Below are 15,008 nucleotides of genomic sequence, written 5' to 3' on the forward strand. Positions count from 1 at the left end.
GCCGATGATGATGGGATCCCATTCCACAATCGTCGTTCCTTGCCGTCTCAGCTGCCAAGGCCGCCGTCGACGACGTGAACCTGGCCCGTGACGAAACCCGCCAGCGAAGAGGCCAGAAAAAGCGCGACATCCGCCACTTCCTCCGGTTTCGCATGACGGCCTAGCGGGATCGCCCTGTCGATGGCGGCAGTAAGGTCGCCGCCGGTCATCGCCCCCAGTCTTGCCTCGATATCCGCCTGGAATGCATTGCCGATCGGTCCGGGATTGAGCGAGTTGACGCGGATGCCGCGCGGCGCCAGCGCTCGCGACAGTGCCCGGACCAGACCTGTCTGGGCATGCTTGAAGGTGGTGTAGGCGATGTTCTTGTCCGAGCCTTCACCGCCATGCAGTCCCGCCAGGCTCGATGTGACGATGAAGCTGCCGCCGTCGCGCATGTGCGGCGCGCCGTATTTGGCTGCAAGGAAGGCGCCCCTGACGTGGATGGCGTATGTGCGGTCGAAAGCGTCCTCGTCATAGGTCTCCAGCAGGCCGATATGACCATGGTTCCCGGCATTGGAGAACAGGACGTCGATAGGTCCCCATTCGGCGACGGCCGCCTCGACATAGGCACGCGTGGCGGCGGCACCCGAGACATCGGCGGCGAAGGTGGCGACGCGATCAGATGAGAACTGGGCCTTGGCGGTCGTAAGCTGGTTGACGTCGAGGTCGACAAGCATGACGCGAGCGCCTTCCGAGAGGAAGCGGCGGGCCGAAGCGAGGCCGACGCTGCCGCAGCCGCCGGTGATGACGCAGTTTCGATCTTGGAGAAGAGGCATGACGCGCTTTCCGATAAGAGTTGACCCGAAGCTTCTACTTGAGGCTGCCCGAGGCGAAGCTGCCCTCGAGGTGGCGGCGGATTAGGGTGAGCGCGACGATGGGTATGGCGAAGTAGATGGTCGAGCCGGCGAAGATCTGGCCGTATAGCGGCCCCTGCGGCGGCACGTATCGCGTCAGCATGGGCAGAAAGGTGAGAGCGTGGCTGTCGGTGAGCACCAGGGCGAACAGGAATTCGTTCCAGCAGAAGCAGAAGATGAGCACTGCCGTCGTCAGGATGGGAGCCAAGGATAGAGGCAGGATCACGAGCCGCAGCGTTGCCCAGGCATTCGCGCCGTCGAGTGTTGCAGCCTCGTCGATCTCGTGCGGGATGGCTGCGAAGAAGCCGCGGATCATCCAGACGGCGAATGGCAGGGAGAAGGTGAGATAGGTGACCGCGAGGCCCACCACATTGTCCAGAAAGCCGATCTGCCGGTAGAGAATGTAAAACGGGATGATCAGAACGATGCTCGGCATCATCCGCATGGCAAGGACGAAAAGCGCTAGGCGATCATAATTGACCTTGAAGCGGGTCATGCCGTAGGCGGCCATGACGCCCAGCACGATCGACACGGCCGTGCTGAGGCTGGCGGCGGCGAAGGAGTTCCACATCGACAGCCAGAACTGCGGATCGGCGGTGACCTCGGCGAAGTGGTCGAAGCCGAAACGCGACCGACCGTCCACATTCACCGAGACCGAGACATAGAGCGCCCAGATCGGCGGAAACATCGTCAAGGCGCATGAGACGAGCGCGACGGCGTAGAGGAGAGTTGTGCTTTTGCCCTTCACGACGCCGTCGCCTTCTTGCGAAGCGCACCGAGGAGTATCAGCACCAGCGCCATGATGACCGCGAAGACGATCAAGGCGAGGGCGGAACCCTTGCCGACCTGGAAGTCGAGAAAGCTCGTCCGGTATGCGTAGTAGTTGAGGATTTCGGTACTGGTGCCCGGGCCGCCCTGGGTGATGACGATGACCAGGTCGATATTCTTGAGCGCATCGATCAGCCGCAAGAGCACCGCCACCAGAAGAATGGGTTTCAAGAGCGGCAACTCGATCAGATAAAGGATCTGGAAGGCGCTGGCGCCATCGACCTTGGCGGCTTCGACGACCTCGCCCGGCAAGGTCTGCATGCCGGCGAGGATGATTGCGAACATAAAGGGTGTCCACTGCCAGGCGTCCGCGACGACGAGGCTATAGAGCGCGAATTTCGGATCGTTGACCCAGGGGATGGCAGGCAAGCCCAGCCACTCAAGCAGGGAGTTGAAGGCGCCGAAATTCGGGCTGTAGATGCTGCGGAAATAGAAGGCCCATATCAACGGCGCGATGAACAGCGGCACGCACAGGATCACGCGCATGAGCGGGAAGCCGCGCAACCGTCGCCTGATTGCCGTACGGAAAACGATCGCCAGCGCATAGCCGGCGAAGAGCTCGATGCCGACGGCCAGCGCCGTGTAGATCATGGTGGTCACCGCGACCTGGGCGGTGTCGGGATCCTGGAAGATGTCGATGAAGTTCTTGATGCCGGCCCACCGCTGAGTTCCTGAGATCAGGTTCCAGCGGTAGAAGCTGGTCTCGATCGCCCTGGCTAGCGGATAGCCGATCACTCCCGCCAGGCAGACGAGGCTGGGGATCACGAAAAGGAACGCGGTCCCCCGCGAGGAGAGGCGCATCAATAGTAACCGGCGTCGCGCATGATCTCGTCGACGGCCTTCACGGCGGCGTCGAGCGCTTCCTTCGGCCCGAGCTCGCCGGCGAAAGCGCGGCTGAGCTGCACCCCGCAAGCATTGTCGACAGCGCCCCATTCGGGAATCTGCGGACGGACCATGGCGACCTTGAGGCTTTCGGCCACGGCCGGGAACCACGGCTTTGCCGAGGCATTGGCCTCCCAGGCGGAGTTGCGGCAGGGCTGGCCGCCATGGGGGACAAGGAGCTTGGCCTGCACGTCTCGGCTGTTGAACCAGGCGCAGTACTGGGCGGCAGCCGAGACATCCTTGCCGTATTTCGACACGGTAAGGCCAAGGCCGCCCATGACCGGCGCCTGGCGAGCCTTGCCCTTCGGCGAAACCGCGCTTTTGAGCTGGGCCTGAACCGTGGAGTCGGCGGTGGTGATCGCATCTGGAATCCAGGCGACCGGATCAAGGGCGCCCAGGCCGCTCGCCATGGCCTTGACCTCGTCGGCTTCGGTATAGGCGGCGCCGCCGGTCGGCATGGTCTTGACCAGCTCGAGCAGCCTGGTCAGCGCGTCCAGGCCTGTCTGATCACCGAAGGCGGGCTTCATCTGGTCGTCGAAAACCTTTCCGCCATCCGCCCAGAAAATGGGAAGCCAGACCGAGAAGGCTTTCACCAGACGCTCGGTGCCGGCAATGAAGCCGTAACGGTTCTTGGACGGGTTGACCACTTTCTGCGCGGCGGCCAGCAGCTCGTCCCAGGTCTGTGGAGCTGACAGGCCAGCGTCCTTCAGATACGCCTCGTTGTAGATGAAGCGCTGGCAGTTGCCGATCGTGGCCAGGCCGTAGGTCTTGCCATCGTCGGAATACATATCCCTGAAGGTCTGAGGAATGTCGCTGAAATAATCCGACAGCTCCTTGGCCGGGACAAGGTCGTCGAGCTGCTGGATGTGGCCGGCTTTCGCGAACCCCTTGATGAAGACCGAATCGACCTGGACGACGTCATAGGCGTCGCTCTGCGCGGCGAAGGCAGCGGCCTGCTTCTGGATCGCCTCGCTGTAGCCCATGGTGATCATGTTGACCGGGATGCCCGTCGCTTTCGTGAACTCGGGCGCGAGGTCGACGAAGGGCTGGCCGAAAATGCCCTGACTGAGGGTCATGACGTTGATCGGCTTGTTCTGGGCGATGGCCGGCAGCGGGAACGAGGCGCCGAGAGCCGACATGCCTGCGAGCGCCGCAGTACCCTTGAGCACGTTGCGGCGCGATATCCCCGACTGTGTTGCGTTCTTTTCTTTCACCATTGTTGCACTCCTCCAATGCGTTTCTGTTCTTGGCATGCTTTCGTGATAGCGAATCCTGCAGGGCTGCGGCCACGCGGGCCTTAGCGCGGCGCCCTCTGCGCGTACATGCGCTCGAATTCCGCCGTGACCGTTTCGGGCTTTACGAGGCCGGCGCCGGTCGCCACACGCCACCAAGCCGCGTCGGCTTCGCGAATGATGGTGCATTCGAGGCTGCGCTGGACATTGTCGCCCTCGGCGGAATGGCAGGCGGCTATGTGGGCCACTGATTCCGGCAGGCCAGCCGTCAGGCAGATGTGAGCGCCGAAGATCGGATGGCGCAGGGATGGACGGCCGGCATGGCTGGCATCGGCATTCCAGCGCCTCTGGTTTTCCGGGTCGCACTCGAAGGTCTTGCCGATGTCATGGCAAAGGCCGCCGGCGATGAGGATGTCGCGGTCGATCCGGGCGGACGCGAACGCGTTGATGAAATAATCGGCCATCCCAAGGGCGACGAGCGTCACGCCGCGAAGATGCAGGTCCTGCCCACCTTCCTTCAGGATGAGCGTGCCGGGCACCGCTTCCCCAGGCATGTCGCGAATGCGGCGGAAGCTGGACTGGCTGAGCGAAAGGACCCAAGCATCGATCGCCTGTTCGCGCAGGGTGGCGTCGCCGATGAGGTCCAATTCCGGAAGGTCTTCCAGAACGCCCCGACGCAAGTCGGCCGACGCGTTTTGAGTGTCGATCGCCATGCAGATTGATTTCCTCTCCGTCGATGGCCCCTTATGCCCCCGCTTGGCCAGTTGACCGATTGAAACCGCGTTGCTTGAATAAAACAATTTGAAAGTTCTCGTGTGGTGGAATCAGGATTCTAAAACTATGCGCCCGACCTTCATCCAGCTCGAGGCGTTCTTCTGGACGGCTCGTTTGGGCTCGCTGAAAGAAGCGGCCCGCCATCTGCATGTGGCACCGCCCACCGTTTCGCTGCGCATCGACCAGCTTGAGGCCGAGGTCGGCGGCCTGCTCTTCGAGCGCGCCGGGCGCGGCTTGGCGCTGACGCCGAAGGGCCAGGCGCTGGTACCGGGCGTCGCAGCCGTCATCGATGAATACGGACGCGTCCGGCAGGTGATGGGAGGGAAGGGACTCGATTTCGGAATTCTTCGCGTCGGCACGACCGAGACCTTCGCCCTGGCATGCCTGTCCGCTTTCATGAAGGAGATCGAGCGCCGCTATCCGGGGTTGGAGCTTGAATTCGTCGTGCGCACCAGCGCGGACCTGGAACTGGGCCTCCTTGAGCGGCGACTCGACATCGTCTTTGCCATCAACCCTTCCGGCGATCCGAAGCTGACCCTGATACCGCTGGGCATCCAGCCCGCGATCTGGGTCGCCACGCCGGACTTCGGCCTGCCGTCACGCCTTCACCCAACCCACCTGCACGGAATTACAATCATCACCAATCCGCACCCGGCGCCCATGTGGCGGCAGATCACGGACTGGTTCCGACAGGCTGGCCTAGAGCCGTCGCGGGTATGCCGCTGCAGCAGCCCGACCGTCGCCGCGCAACTGGTGAAGGGCGGGCGGGGAGTCAGCTTGCTGCCGCGCCTCCTTGTCCAAAGCGCCATCGACGCCAACGAAATTTGCGGGATGGACACGGACCTTCCAGTGCATCCTTCGCGCATGTTTGCCGCCTACCGTTTTGCAGAGGGCAACAGCTTCCTGCAGGAGATCATCAACCTCGGGCACGACGTGATGCTCGAGACCAAATTGATCGAGAAGATCGTCTACTGAACCCCTTGGGGCGTATTCGTGCGGGTCCGCTTCCCGCGACTCTTGAAGCGCAAGGCGACCCTTCGTGCCGTTGCAGGGAACTTACCGGCCGATCTGGCCCCATTGTCGCCGGTGTGGTTCGTAGCCGCGTTCGCTTTGACGCGTCGGAGTTCACCACATCATGAAGGACGCAACGTCCGCGTCCGAGACGTTGCCGGCACTCACGTCGGCGATAGCCTGATGGAGCGGCGCTTGCCGCACATCATCGGCTTCGACCTGCCGATCGAACGCCTCGAAGCCAAGTTCAAGATGGCCGAGCGCCTCTACGACACGAACGGAGCCATCGGCGCGCTGGAGGCGGACGATCCTGCGCTGGCGGTGATGATGAAGGCGCACAACGCGCACCGCAAGGAGTGACCGACGCCGGAACCATATGCGGTCCGGGACGAGACCCTCGACTGATTCTTGTTGAGGCGGCTCTACATCTCGGTCACGAACTTTGTCCGCAGATAGGCGTCGAGACCCTCGATGCCGCTCTCCGAACCATAGCCCGACTCATTGACGCCGCCGAACGGCGTCTCCGGTGTCGACACCATCATGTGGTTGACGCCGACCATGCCGGCTTCCAGCGCCGCCTCGGTTTTCTGCGCCAGGCTGAGATTGCGGGTGAAGACGAAGGAAGCCAGGCCGTAGGGCAGGGCGTTCGCCCGCTCGATCATGTCGTCGAAGGTCGAGAAGCTGGTGGTCGGCGCGATCGGCCCGAACGGCTCTTCGGACATGATACGCGCCGTGTCCGGCACGTCCTTCAGCAATGTCGGCGCGTAGAAATAGCCCTTGTTGCCGATCCGCGTGCCGCCGGTGACGACGCTCGCACCCTTGGCCGCGGCATCGCTGACGAAACCGTCCATGGCGTCGAGCCGCCGGGGCGCGATCATCGGACCCATCTGCACGCTTGTGTCGAGGCCGTCTCCGACCTTGAGCTTCGCGGCGCGCGAGGCGAACCCGTCGATGAAGCGGTCATAGACAGCCTCATGCACATAGAAGCGCGTCGGCGAGGTGCACACCTGGCCGGCATTGCGGAACTTGAAGGCGACGACCGTATCGAGCGTTTTGTCGAGATCGGCGTCCTCATAAACGATGACAGGAGCGTGGCCGCCCAACTCCATGGTGCAGCGCTTCAGCGTGTCCGCCGCCTGCTTCTGCAACAGCTTGCCAACCGCGGTCGAGCCGGTCAGCGAAACCTTCTTCGGAATCGGCGAGGCGATCAGGTAGGACGAGACCTTGGCAGGCTCGCCGAACACGATGTTGAGCACGCCTGCCGGAAGTCCGGCATCCTGGAAGCAGCGGGCGATGGCGACCGCGGTTCCCGGTGTTTCCTCCGCCGGCTTCAGGATGATCGAGCATCCGGCGCCGAGCGCGCCTGAGATTTTGCGGATGACATTGCTCGCCGGAAAATTCCAGGCGGCGAAGGCGACGACCGGGCCGACCGGCTCCTTGAGCACCATCTGCCGCACGCCGGGCAGCCGGGCAGGGATGATGCGGCCATAGGCGCGCTTGCCTTCTTCCGCGTACCAGCGCGTCGCGTCGGCCGCGAACTGCACCTCGCCGGTGGCCTCGGCCAGCGCTTTACCGTTCTCCATCGTCAGGATACGGGCGATGGTGTCCTTGCGCTGCTCGATCAGGTCGGCGGCCTTGTCCATGATCGCCCAGCGTTGCATCGCGGTCATCGTCTTCCACTGCTTGAAGCCTTTGAGGGAGGCGGCGAGCGCGCGGTCGAGATCGGCCTGTGTGGCATGCGGCACGGTTGCCAGCGCCTCCTCGGTGGCGGGATTGATCAGCGTTTCGGACTTGCCGTCCGACCCCTGGCACCACATGCCGTCAATCAGCAACTCGATCGTCTCTGGATACATGTCCTGGCCCTTTCCAGCCCGGCGTCCGCGAAAAGCCGCCGGCAGTTTGCACGTCACAAGAAAATTTCCGCGATGGCTTGACCAGTACATTGTATACAGTATGGTGTCGACATGATTTTAGCGCGCATCCAGAAATTGTCGGTCGCCATCCCCGAGAATCTTGCCGACATGCTCGAGGAAGAGATCATCTTCGGCCGCATCAAATCCCGGGAGCGGTTGACCGAGGAAATGGTCGCCGAGCGCTACGGCGTCAGCCGGTCGCCGGTGCGTGAGGCGTTGCGGCTTTTGGAACGCGACGGCTTGGTGATGCGCGAAGCCAGGCGCGGCATCTGGGTCTCGCCGATGTCGCAGCGCGATTTCGATGAGGTCTATATGTGCCGCATCGAGTTGGAAGGATTGGTCGCCAAACAGGCCGCCGAATCCGCCGACATCGCGAAGAAAGCCGAGTTCAAGATACTGCTGTCCGAGCTGAAGGAGGCGCAGTCCAGAAACGATGCCCGGCAGTTCTTCATCGTTGACGTGCGCGGATCGTTTCTGACCTACGATCTTGCCGGCAACAAGACGCTGACGCGCCTGCTCGGCGGGCTGGAAAAGCAGGCCTTGCGCTACCGCTATCACGCCTACGAGCAGGATCCGAAGATCATCCAGCTGTCGCTCGACGACACGGCCCGTATCTATGACGCGATCACCGCCGGTGACGGCGAAAGCGCCAAGGCGATGACCGAGAACCTCATCCGGGAAATCTGGCAGAGCATGCGGGCCGGCATTCGCGACGCCTTCGGAGAGGGCTAGTTCGTGTCCAGCTTCTCGTCAGCGTTCGCCGTCATCGATTCCCACACGGCCGGCCACCCGACGCGCGTCATCCTGAGCGGCGTTCCGAAACTCTCCGGTTCGAGCGTGCGCGAGAAGCGCGACGATTTCCGCCAGCGCTTCGATCATCTGCGCCCGGCGCTGCTGCATGAGCCGCGCGGCCATGCGGCCATGGTCGGTCTGGTGCCGGTCACCTCGGATGTCGCCGACTACGGCGCGTTCTTCGTTTCGTCCTATGTCTATCTCGACATGTGCGGCCACGGCACGATCGGCCTTGCCAGGACGCTGGCCTTCACCGGCCAGATCTCCGTCGAAACCGGCAACAGCTTCACGCTTGAAACGCCGGCGGGCATCGTGACTGTCCATCTGATCTGGAACGAAGACGGCTCGCTGGACCGCGCGCGGATCGCCAACGTCCCGAGCTATGTCGGACTGGAGCACCTGAGCGTCTCTGTCGAAGGCATAGGCAAGGTCGATGCCGCGATCGTCTATGCCGGCATGTGGTACGCGTTGGTGGATGCCGCGCCGCTCGGCTTCAAGCTGATCCCGGACAATGCGTCTGCCCTGATGCAGGCCGGCGCCAGGATCAAGCACGCGATCAAGGCGGCGACAAAGGATCTGCCGCTGCTGGCGGGTGCTGCCGCGCCAAGCGTGCTGTTCCACGAGGCCGACAGCGGGCATTCGGCGACGCATTTTCTGGTTCTGGAATCCAACAAGTTCGACCGCTCGCCTTGCGGCACGGGGACGTCGGCGCGCTTGACCCATCTGCTCGAGAAGGGGCTGATCGGTCCCGATCAGACCTACCATGCCAAGAACATCTTCGGCATTCCGTTCGAGGCGCGCCTGCGGCAGCGCGTCGAGGAACAAGGTCGCGAGGCGATGATCATCGAGATCGAGGGCTCGGCCTTCATCACCTCGACCCAGACGATCTACTTCGAGAAGAGCGACCCTCTCTCGAAGGGATTTCTAGCCCGGTAACCACCAAGAAACTCAGAAGGGGAATGACATGAAATTCACAGTGATGCGTACGCTCATGGCCGCTTTGACCATTGGCCTCGGCCTGCTCACGGCGCCGATCGCGGCTTCCGCGGACGACAATCCATCCGCCGTCATCGACCAGATCCGCGCCAGCGGCGTATTGAAGGTCCCGGTGATGACCGGCGAGGAGCCGGGCTATATCAAGGATCCGGCCACGGGCCAGTGGAGCGGCTTCTACTACGAGTTCCTGGGCGAGATCGCGACCCAGCTCGGCGTCAAGCTCGAGCCCGTCGAGACGACTTGGGGCAATCTGGCCGCCGACTTCCAGTCCAACAAGATCGACATCGCCATCGGCGTCAATCCGAACCCGAAGCGCGGCCTGGTCGTCGACTATCTGTGGGAGCCGCTGTTCACCGACGCCTGGGCGGTGCTGACGCCTCCCGGCAAGCCGGTCAAGACCTGGGCCGAGCTCAATTCGCCGGACAAGACCGTCGTCGTCCAGAAGGGCAGCACCATGCAGGTCGTCGCCGAGGCGCTGCTGCCGAAGGCCAAGATCACGCCGGTCGAAGATCGCGGCCTGGCGCTGATGGAACTGCAGGCCGGCCGCGCCGATGGCGTCGTGCTTTCGATCTTCGATGCGCTGCAGATCACCAACCAGAAGATCGGCGCTGTCTCGCTGCCCGAGCCGATCCTGCGCAATCCGGCAACGCTTGCCGTCGCCCGCAAGCCCGGCAATGCCGGCTTCATCAACTTCCTGACGAACTGGATCCTGCAGGAGCGTTCGCTCGGCCTCGCCCAGGGCAAGCTTGCCCGATCCTGGGAAGCCCGCGGCATCGACCTGTCGATCCTTCCGGCAGGTTTCTCCTTCTGATCGCAATAGCCTGACCGCCGCCTGGTGCGGCGGTCAGGCCGCCACTGGACGTGCATCGAACCAGTGAGGACGCCATGTTCGACTATACAGTCATAACCAACAATATCGGGCTGCTCTGGCAGGGCCTGCTGATGACGCTCTACTTCACCGTCATCACCATCGGCGCTGGCATGCTGATCGGCCTTTTCATCGGGCTCATCCAGCTGAGCACGTTCAAGCCGCTGGTCATCCTCGGCCAGATCTATGTCGAGTTCTTTCGCAACATTCCGCTGCTCGTCACGCTCTTGTGGGTCTATTATGCTTTCCCGATCTTCGCCGGCATCAACGTCACCAAATTCTGGGCCGGCTTCATCGGGTTGAGCTGCTATGTCGGCTCCTTCTACGCCGAAATCCTGCGCGCCGGCGTCCAGTCGGTCGATCCCGGCCAGACCGATGCGGCGACCGCCATCGGCATGTCCTATGGCCAGCGCATGCGCAGGATCATCCTGCCGCAGGCGTTTCGCAAGATGATCCCGCCGCTCGCCGGCCAGTCGATCATCCAGATGAAGAACACCACGCTGCTGTCGATGATCACGGTCCCGGACCTTCTCTATCAGGCAAGCTACATCTCAAGCTTCACCTACCGGCCGATGGAAGTTTACACCGCCGTCGGCGTCATCTTCCTGATCATCCTGATCCCGCTGACTCTTCTGTCCCGGAAACTCGAACGAAGCGGGGCCCTCAAATGAGCGCCGGCGAAGCAAGCGCCATCACGGACAAGACCGACAAACCTGTCTTGCGGCTGGATCGCATCTGCCTGAAATTCGGCGACAAGCGCGTGCTGAACGGCATCGATCTCTCGGTCTTCGAAGGCGAGGTGGTGGTGCTGATCGGCGCCAGCGGATCGGGCAAGACCTCGCTGCTGCGCTGCATCAACCTGCTCAACGTGCCGACCAGCGGCAGCATCGTCATCGATGACGAGGCGCTGTTCGAAAGGCAGGCCGATGGCAAGGGCGCCCAGATACCGGCGCAGGAGGTCAACCGCATCCGCTCCAAGACCGGCATGGTCTTCCAGCAGTTCAATCTCTTCCCGCACATGACGGCGCTCGAAAACGTCATGGAAGGCCCGGTGATCGTCAAGAAGGAGCCGAAGGAGCAGGCTCGTCAAACGGCGCTGAAGCTTCTCGACCTGATGGGGCTGTCGCAGCACGTCGAAAAATATCCGCGCCAGTTGTCCGGCGGCCAGCAGCAGCGCGTCGCGATCGCCAGAGCCATGGCCATGCAGCCGAAGGTGATGCTGTTCGACGAGCCGACCTCGGCGCTCGATCCCGAGCTGGTCGGCGAGGTCATGAAGGCGATGGTCGAACTGGCCACGAGCGGCATGACCATGGTGATCGTCACCCACGAGCTGGGCTTTGCCTTCGAGGTCGCCGATCGGGTGGTGTTTCTCGATCAGGGTCTGATTGCGGAGCAGGGGCCGCCGTCCAAGGTGCTTCTGCATCCCGAACATCCGCGTCTGAAGAGTTTTGTCGGACGCTTCCATGAATCGGCGGATCTGCTTCGGCCGTTCCTCGAGGCGCGTGAAGCCGAGAAGGCGTGCTGAAGGCACGCCGCTTCATGCAAAACATCAAGGTGGCCATCGTCGGCAAGGACCGCACCGTTCATGCGGACCCTCTCGGTCTGGTCGCGGAAGGAAAATATCAATGACGCTGAGTTTCGACCCCACCACGGTCGCCGTCCCCAAGGGCCATCATATCGGTGGGCGGTCCATTGAACTGCCTGGCGCGGAGATCGAGGTTCTGCGCCCTTCAGATCTTCAGCCCATGGGCACGATCACCGATGGCGGCGAGGCGGCTGTGCAGCAAGCCGTCGATGCCGCGAAAGCGGCGCTGGCGCAGAGCCGTTGGGCGAAGATCGCGCCACGCGACCGCGCCGCCGTGCTGATGCGCTTCGCGGCGCTGATCGAAGAGAATGCCGCCTATCTCGGCCAGCTGGAAGCGGTGGGGTCGAGCCGGCTGATCTCGATGACCATTGTCCGCGACGCGGTGCGCACCGCCGGTGTCGTGCGCTACTACGCCGAGTTCTGCGACAAGATCGAAGGCACGGTCACCGCGACCGAAGCGAATGCGCTGAGCATCGTCAAGCACGAGCCCTATGGCATTGTCGGCGCGATCGTTCCCTGGAATTTCCCGATGATCACGGCGGCCTGGAAATTCGCGCCGGCGCTGGCCGCCGGCAATGCCGTGGTGATGAAGACCTCGGAACTGACGCCGCACAGCCTTCTGGCGCTGGCCGAACTTGCGGCCAGAGCTGGCGTCCCGGCCGGTCTGTTCAATGTCGTCAACGGCTATGGTCACACGACAGGGGCAGCGATCGTGCGCCATCCCGATATCCTGAAGATCTCCTTCACCGGTTCGACGCAGACAGGGGCGGCGATCATGACGCTTGCCGCCCAGTCCGGCATCAAACCCGTCACGCTCGAGCTTGGCGGCAAGAGCCCGCAGCTGGTGCTGGCCGATGCCGGCGATATCGATGTGGTGGCCGGGCGTGTCGCGGCGGCGTTCATGGACAATGCCGGCCAGGTCTGCACGGCCGGTTCGCGGCTGATCGTCGAGGACAAGATCGCGGATCAGCTTGTCGAACGTGTCACCGCTCGCACCAAGGCGATCAAGGCAGGGCCGACCTGGGACGAGACGACGACCTTCGCGCCGATCATCAGCCGCAAGCAGCTCGAGCGTATCGATACGATGGTCCGCGCCAGCATCGGCGAGGGCGCCTCGGTCATCACCGGCGGCACGGTGCTGGAGGGCCGCAACGAAGGCAGCTTCTACGCGCCGACCATTCTCGAAAACGTCTCCGACGACAATATCGGTTTCAAGGACGAGTTTTTTGGTCCGGTGCTGACGGTGCGCACCTTTGCCGATCTCGAGGAAGGTCTCGCCCAGGCGGCGCATCCGGTCTACGGGCTCGCCGCCAGCGTCCACACCACGGATTTGAAGAAGGCGCTCAAGGCTGCGGATTCGATCGAGGCCGGCATGGTCTGGATCAACCAGCATGGACGCGGCCCGGAGTTCACCTACCCGGCCGGTGGCTACAAGGGCTCCGGCTTCGGCAAGGATATGGGTCGTGCCGGCATCGAGGCGTTCCTGCGCCAAAAGGCCATCTGGGCCAACTACGCCTGAGCGAGCGCAAGCACATGCAATTCGATTACATCATTGTCGGCGGCGGCTCGGCCGGAGCCGTGCTTGCCAGCCGTCTTTCGGAAAACGGCACCAAAGAGGTGGCGCTTTTCGAGGCCGGGCCCGACACGCCTCCGGACGATGTTCCCGAGGTGATCGCCGACAGCTACCCCGGCCTGTCCTATTTCGACCCGAAATACCATTGGACGGAACTGCGCGTCTTCAACCGCTCGCCCAAGCAGAATGCGCAAGTCGTCAAGACGGCCAAGCTCGAACAGGCCAGGGTGATGGGCGGCGGCTCCAGCATCAACGGCCAGTTCGCTGTGCGCGGCCTGCCGCACGACTATGACGAATGGCAAGGCCTCGGTCTTCCGGGATGGGGATGGGACGGCATGCTGCCCTACCTCAAGAAGCTCGAGCGCGACCTCGATTTCGATGGCGAGCTTCACAACAAGACAGGCCGTATTCCGATCCGCCGCGTCTTCCCTGAAGATTGGGCCGGCTTCACCAGGTCCGTCCTCAAGGTGACGGAAGGCGAGTATCCCTACCGGCCGGACTACAACGGCAGTTTCGAGGATGGTTCGTTCCCGTTGCCGCTGTCGAACGAGAACGACCGCCGCGTCTCGACCGCGATCGGCTATCTCGACGCCGAGGCGCGCGCGCGAAAGAACCTGCATATCTTCGCCAACGCTTTCGTCGAAGGCCTGGTGACCGAGGGAACGCGCATCACCGGCGCCAGGGTCACGATCGCCGGCCAGACGAAGGTCTATAGCGCTGGCGAGACCATCGTGTCGGCCGGCGCCTTGCATTCGCCGGCCATCCTGCTGCGTGCCGGCATCGGGCCGGCGGCGCAGCTGAAGCGGCTGGGTATCGACGTGGTCGCCGACCGCCCAGGCGTCGGCGAGAACCTGACCGATCATCCGCATCTGGCCGTCGGCGCGCATTTCAAGAAATCCGCGCGGCTCAAGCCCGGCCAGCGGCGTCACATTTTTCTCGGCGTGCGGTATTCCTCGAACCATGCCGACTGCCACCCGGGCGACATGCTGCTGATGCCGGTCAACCGCGCCGGATGGCATCCGCTCGGCAAGGCGATGGGCGCGCTCAACGTGTGCGTCAACAAATCCTATTCGCGCGGCACCGTGACGTTGAAGTCCGCCGTGCAGACCGATGAGCCGATCGTCGATCTGAACATGGCGTCTGATGGCCGCGACCTGATGCGCCTGGTCGACGGCTTCAAACGCATTTGCAGGATCATGCAGTCGCCCGATGTCCAGCAGCACGTCAACACCTGGTTCCTGGCCGGCTATAGCGACGAGGCGCGCGCGCTCAGCGTCCGCAAAGCTTCGAACTGGGTTAAGACCGCGACCGCCGCCTATCTGTTCGACTACGCGCCGTTCTTCCGCGAGACCTTGCTCAGGCGCAAGTTCGGCACCACCGACCGCATCCAGGCGATGCTCGGCAACGAGGAATTGATCGCCGACTGGGTCAAGCAGTCCGTCTGGTCGGGCTGGCATGTCTCGGGCACCTGCAAGATGGGCGCCGACGGCGATCCGTTTGCCGTGCTCGACGCCGAATGCCGCGTGCGCGGCGTGCAGGGCCTGCGCGTCGTCGATGCCTCGGTCATGCCGACGATCGTCGCCGCCAACACCAACATCACCACCATCGCCATCGCCGAAAAAGCGGCGGACCTGATTTTGAATTCCCGACAATAGCAAAGG

At 63.1% G+C, this 15,008-nt stretch carries 15 protein-coding genes; 9 read left to right on the forward strand and 6 right to left on the reverse strand.

Translation table 11 applies throughout. The features are described 5' to 3' along the window. Positions 1 to 47: 47 nt before the first annotated feature. The 5 genes from FJ424_RS10940 to FJ424_RS10960 form a co-directional block, all read right to left on the reverse strand. Positions 48 to 815, reverse strand: a complete 768-nt coding sequence (locus FJ424_RS10940) for an SDR family NAD(P)-dependent oxidoreductase (protein WP_140655784.1) — start codon at positions 813 to 815, stop codon at positions 48 to 50. Positions 816 to 849: 34 nt separating this feature from the next. After that, a complete protein-coding gene (locus FJ424_RS10945; protein ID WP_140655786.1) occupies positions 850 to 1,641 on the reverse strand; it encodes a carbohydrate ABC transporter permease in 792 nt (263 codons plus the stop codon). Continuing rightward, on the reverse strand, positions 1,638 to 2,486 hold the full coding sequence (locus tag FJ424_RS10950) for a sugar ABC transporter permease (RefSeq protein WP_181183374.1): 849 nt from the start codon (positions 2,484 to 2,486) through the stop codon (positions 1,638 to 1,640). Before FJ424_RS10950 ends, FJ424_RS10945 begins: the two co-directional genes overlap by 4 nt. A gap of 35 nt (positions 2,487 to 2,521) precedes the next feature. Further along, positions 2,522 to 3,820 carry an extracellular solute-binding protein gene (locus FJ424_RS10955; protein ID WP_181182181.1) on the reverse strand — a complete coding sequence of 433 codons (1,299 nt, stop codon included), beginning with the start codon at positions 3,818 to 3,820 and terminating at the stop codon, positions 2,522 to 2,524. A gap of 80 nt (positions 3,821 to 3,900) precedes the next feature. After that, positions 3,901 to 4,548: an HD domain-containing protein gene (locus FJ424_RS10960; protein WP_140658945.1), complete on the reverse strand. Its 648-nt coding sequence runs from the start codon at positions 4,546 to 4,548 to the stop codon at positions 3,901 to 3,903. Positions 4,549 to 4,675: 127 nt separating this feature from the next. Here FJ424_RS10960 and FJ424_RS10965 point away from each other — a divergent pair, with 127 nt between their 5' ends. Further along, on the forward strand, positions 4,676 to 5,584 hold the full coding sequence (locus FJ424_RS10965) for a LysR family transcriptional regulator (protein WP_140658944.1): 909 nt from the start codon (positions 4,676 to 4,678) through the stop codon (positions 5,582 to 5,584). A 231-nt stretch (positions 5,585 to 5,815) separates the two neighbouring features. Further along, complete coding sequence (locus FJ424_RS10970; protein ID WP_246677212.1) at positions 5,816 to 5,980, forward strand: hypothetical protein; 165 nt, start codon at positions 5,816 to 5,818, stop codon at positions 5,978 to 5,980. A gap of 62 nt (positions 5,981 to 6,042) precedes the next feature. On the opposite strand, the gene FJ424_RS10975 is transcribed toward FJ424_RS10970, so the two are convergent. After that, entirely contained in the window at positions 6,043 to 7,473 is a 1,431-nt protein-coding gene (locus FJ424_RS10975) for an NAD-dependent succinate-semialdehyde dehydrogenase (RefSeq protein WP_140658943.1), read from the reverse strand. A gap of 111 nt (positions 7,474 to 7,584) precedes the next feature. On the opposite strand from FJ424_RS10975, the gene FJ424_RS10980 reads away from it, so the two are divergent. The 7 genes from FJ424_RS10980 (at position 7,585) to FJ424_RS11010 (ending at position 15,002) form a co-directional block, all read left to right on the forward strand. Further along, positions 7,585 to 8,265, forward strand: coding sequence for a GntR family transcriptional regulator (locus FJ424_RS10980; protein ID WP_140658942.1), 681 nt, complete (start codon positions 7,585 to 7,587; stop codon positions 8,263 to 8,265). Positions 8,266 to 8,268: 3 nt separating this feature from the next. After that, a complete protein-coding gene (locus tag FJ424_RS10985; protein WP_140658941.1) occupies positions 8,269 to 9,261 on the forward strand; it encodes a proline racemase family protein in 993 nt (330 codons plus the stop codon). Between the two features lie 28 nt (positions 9,262 to 9,289). After that, complete coding sequence (locus FJ424_RS10990) at positions 9,290 to 10,132, forward strand: transporter substrate-binding domain-containing protein (protein WP_140658940.1); 843 nt, start codon at positions 9,290 to 9,292, stop codon at positions 10,130 to 10,132. A 74-nt stretch (positions 10,133 to 10,206) separates the two neighbouring features. Then, positions 10,207 to 10,860 (forward strand): amino acid ABC transporter permease, encoded by a 654-nt coding sequence (locus tag FJ424_RS10995; protein WP_140658939.1) that lies wholly within the window; start codon positions 10,207 to 10,209, stop codon positions 10,858 to 10,860. Continuing rightward, complete coding sequence (locus FJ424_RS11000; RefSeq protein ID WP_140658938.1) at positions 10,857 to 11,714, forward strand: amino acid ABC transporter ATP-binding protein; 858 nt, start codon at positions 10,857 to 10,859, stop codon at positions 11,712 to 11,714. Before FJ424_RS10995 ends, FJ424_RS11000 begins: the two co-directional genes overlap by 4 nt. A 100-nt stretch (positions 11,715 to 11,814) precedes the next feature. Continuing rightward, on the forward strand, positions 11,815 to 13,293 hold the full coding sequence (locus FJ424_RS11005) for an aldehyde dehydrogenase family protein (RefSeq protein WP_140658937.1): 1,479 nt from the start codon (positions 11,815 to 11,817) through the stop codon (positions 13,291 to 13,293). 14 nt (positions 13,294 to 13,307) lie between these two features. Beyond that, positions 13,308 to 15,002, forward strand: a complete 1,695-nt coding sequence (locus FJ424_RS11010; protein WP_140658936.1) for a GMC oxidoreductase — start codon at positions 13,308 to 13,310, stop codon at positions 15,000 to 15,002. Positions 15,003 to 15,008: the final 6 nt, after the last annotated feature.

Source organism: Mesorhizobium sp. B3-1-8 (genome assembly GCF_006439495.1).
Classification (GTDB): Bacteria; Pseudomonadota; Alphaproteobacteria; order Rhizobiales; family Rhizobiaceae; genus Mesorhizobium.

What these genes read in the sequence shown, in the direction of transcription:
- FJ424_RS10940 (WP_140655784.1), bottom strand. Translation starts at nt 815, where the DNA reads ATGCCTCTTCTCCAAGATCGAAACTGCGTCATCACCGGCGGCTGCGGC.
- FJ424_RS10955 (WP_181182181.1), bottom strand. Translation starts at nt 3,820, where the DNA reads ATGGTGAAAGAAAAGAACGCAACACAGTCGGGGATATCGCGCCGCAAC.
- FJ424_RS10960 (WP_140658945.1), bottom strand. Translation starts at nt 4,548, where the DNA reads ATGGCGATCGACACTCAAAACGCGTCGGCCGACTTGCGTCGGGGCGTT.
- FJ424_RS10965 (WP_140658944.1), top strand. Translation starts at nt 4,676, where the DNA reads ATGCGCCCGACCTTCATCCAGCTCGAGGCGTTCTTCTGGACGGCTCGT.
- FJ424_RS10975 (WP_140658943.1), bottom strand. Translation starts at nt 7,473, where the DNA reads ATGTATCCAGAGACGATCGAGTTGCTGATTGACGGCATGTGGTGCCAG.
- FJ424_RS10980 (WP_140658942.1), top strand. Translation starts at nt 7,585, where the DNA reads ATGATTTTAGCGCGCATCCAGAAATTGTCGGTCGCCATCCCCGAGAAT.
- FJ424_RS10990 (WP_140658940.1), top strand. Translation starts at nt 9,290, where the DNA reads ATGAAATTCACAGTGATGCGTACGCTCATGGCCGCTTTGACCATTGGC.
- FJ424_RS10995 (WP_140658939.1), top strand. Translation starts at nt 10,207, where the DNA reads ATGTTCGACTATACAGTCATAACCAACAATATCGGGCTGCTCTGGCAG.
- FJ424_RS11000 (WP_140658938.1), top strand. Translation starts at nt 10,857, where the DNA reads ATGAGCGCCGGCGAAGCAAGCGCCATCACGGACAAGACCGACAAACCT.
- FJ424_RS11005 (WP_140658937.1), top strand. Translation starts at nt 11,815, where the DNA reads ATGACGCTGAGTTTCGACCCCACCACGGTCGCCGTCCCCAAGGGCCAT.
- FJ424_RS11010 (WP_140658936.1), top strand. Translation starts at nt 13,308, where the DNA reads ATGCAATTCGATTACATCATTGTCGGCGGCGGCTCGGCCGGAGCCGTG.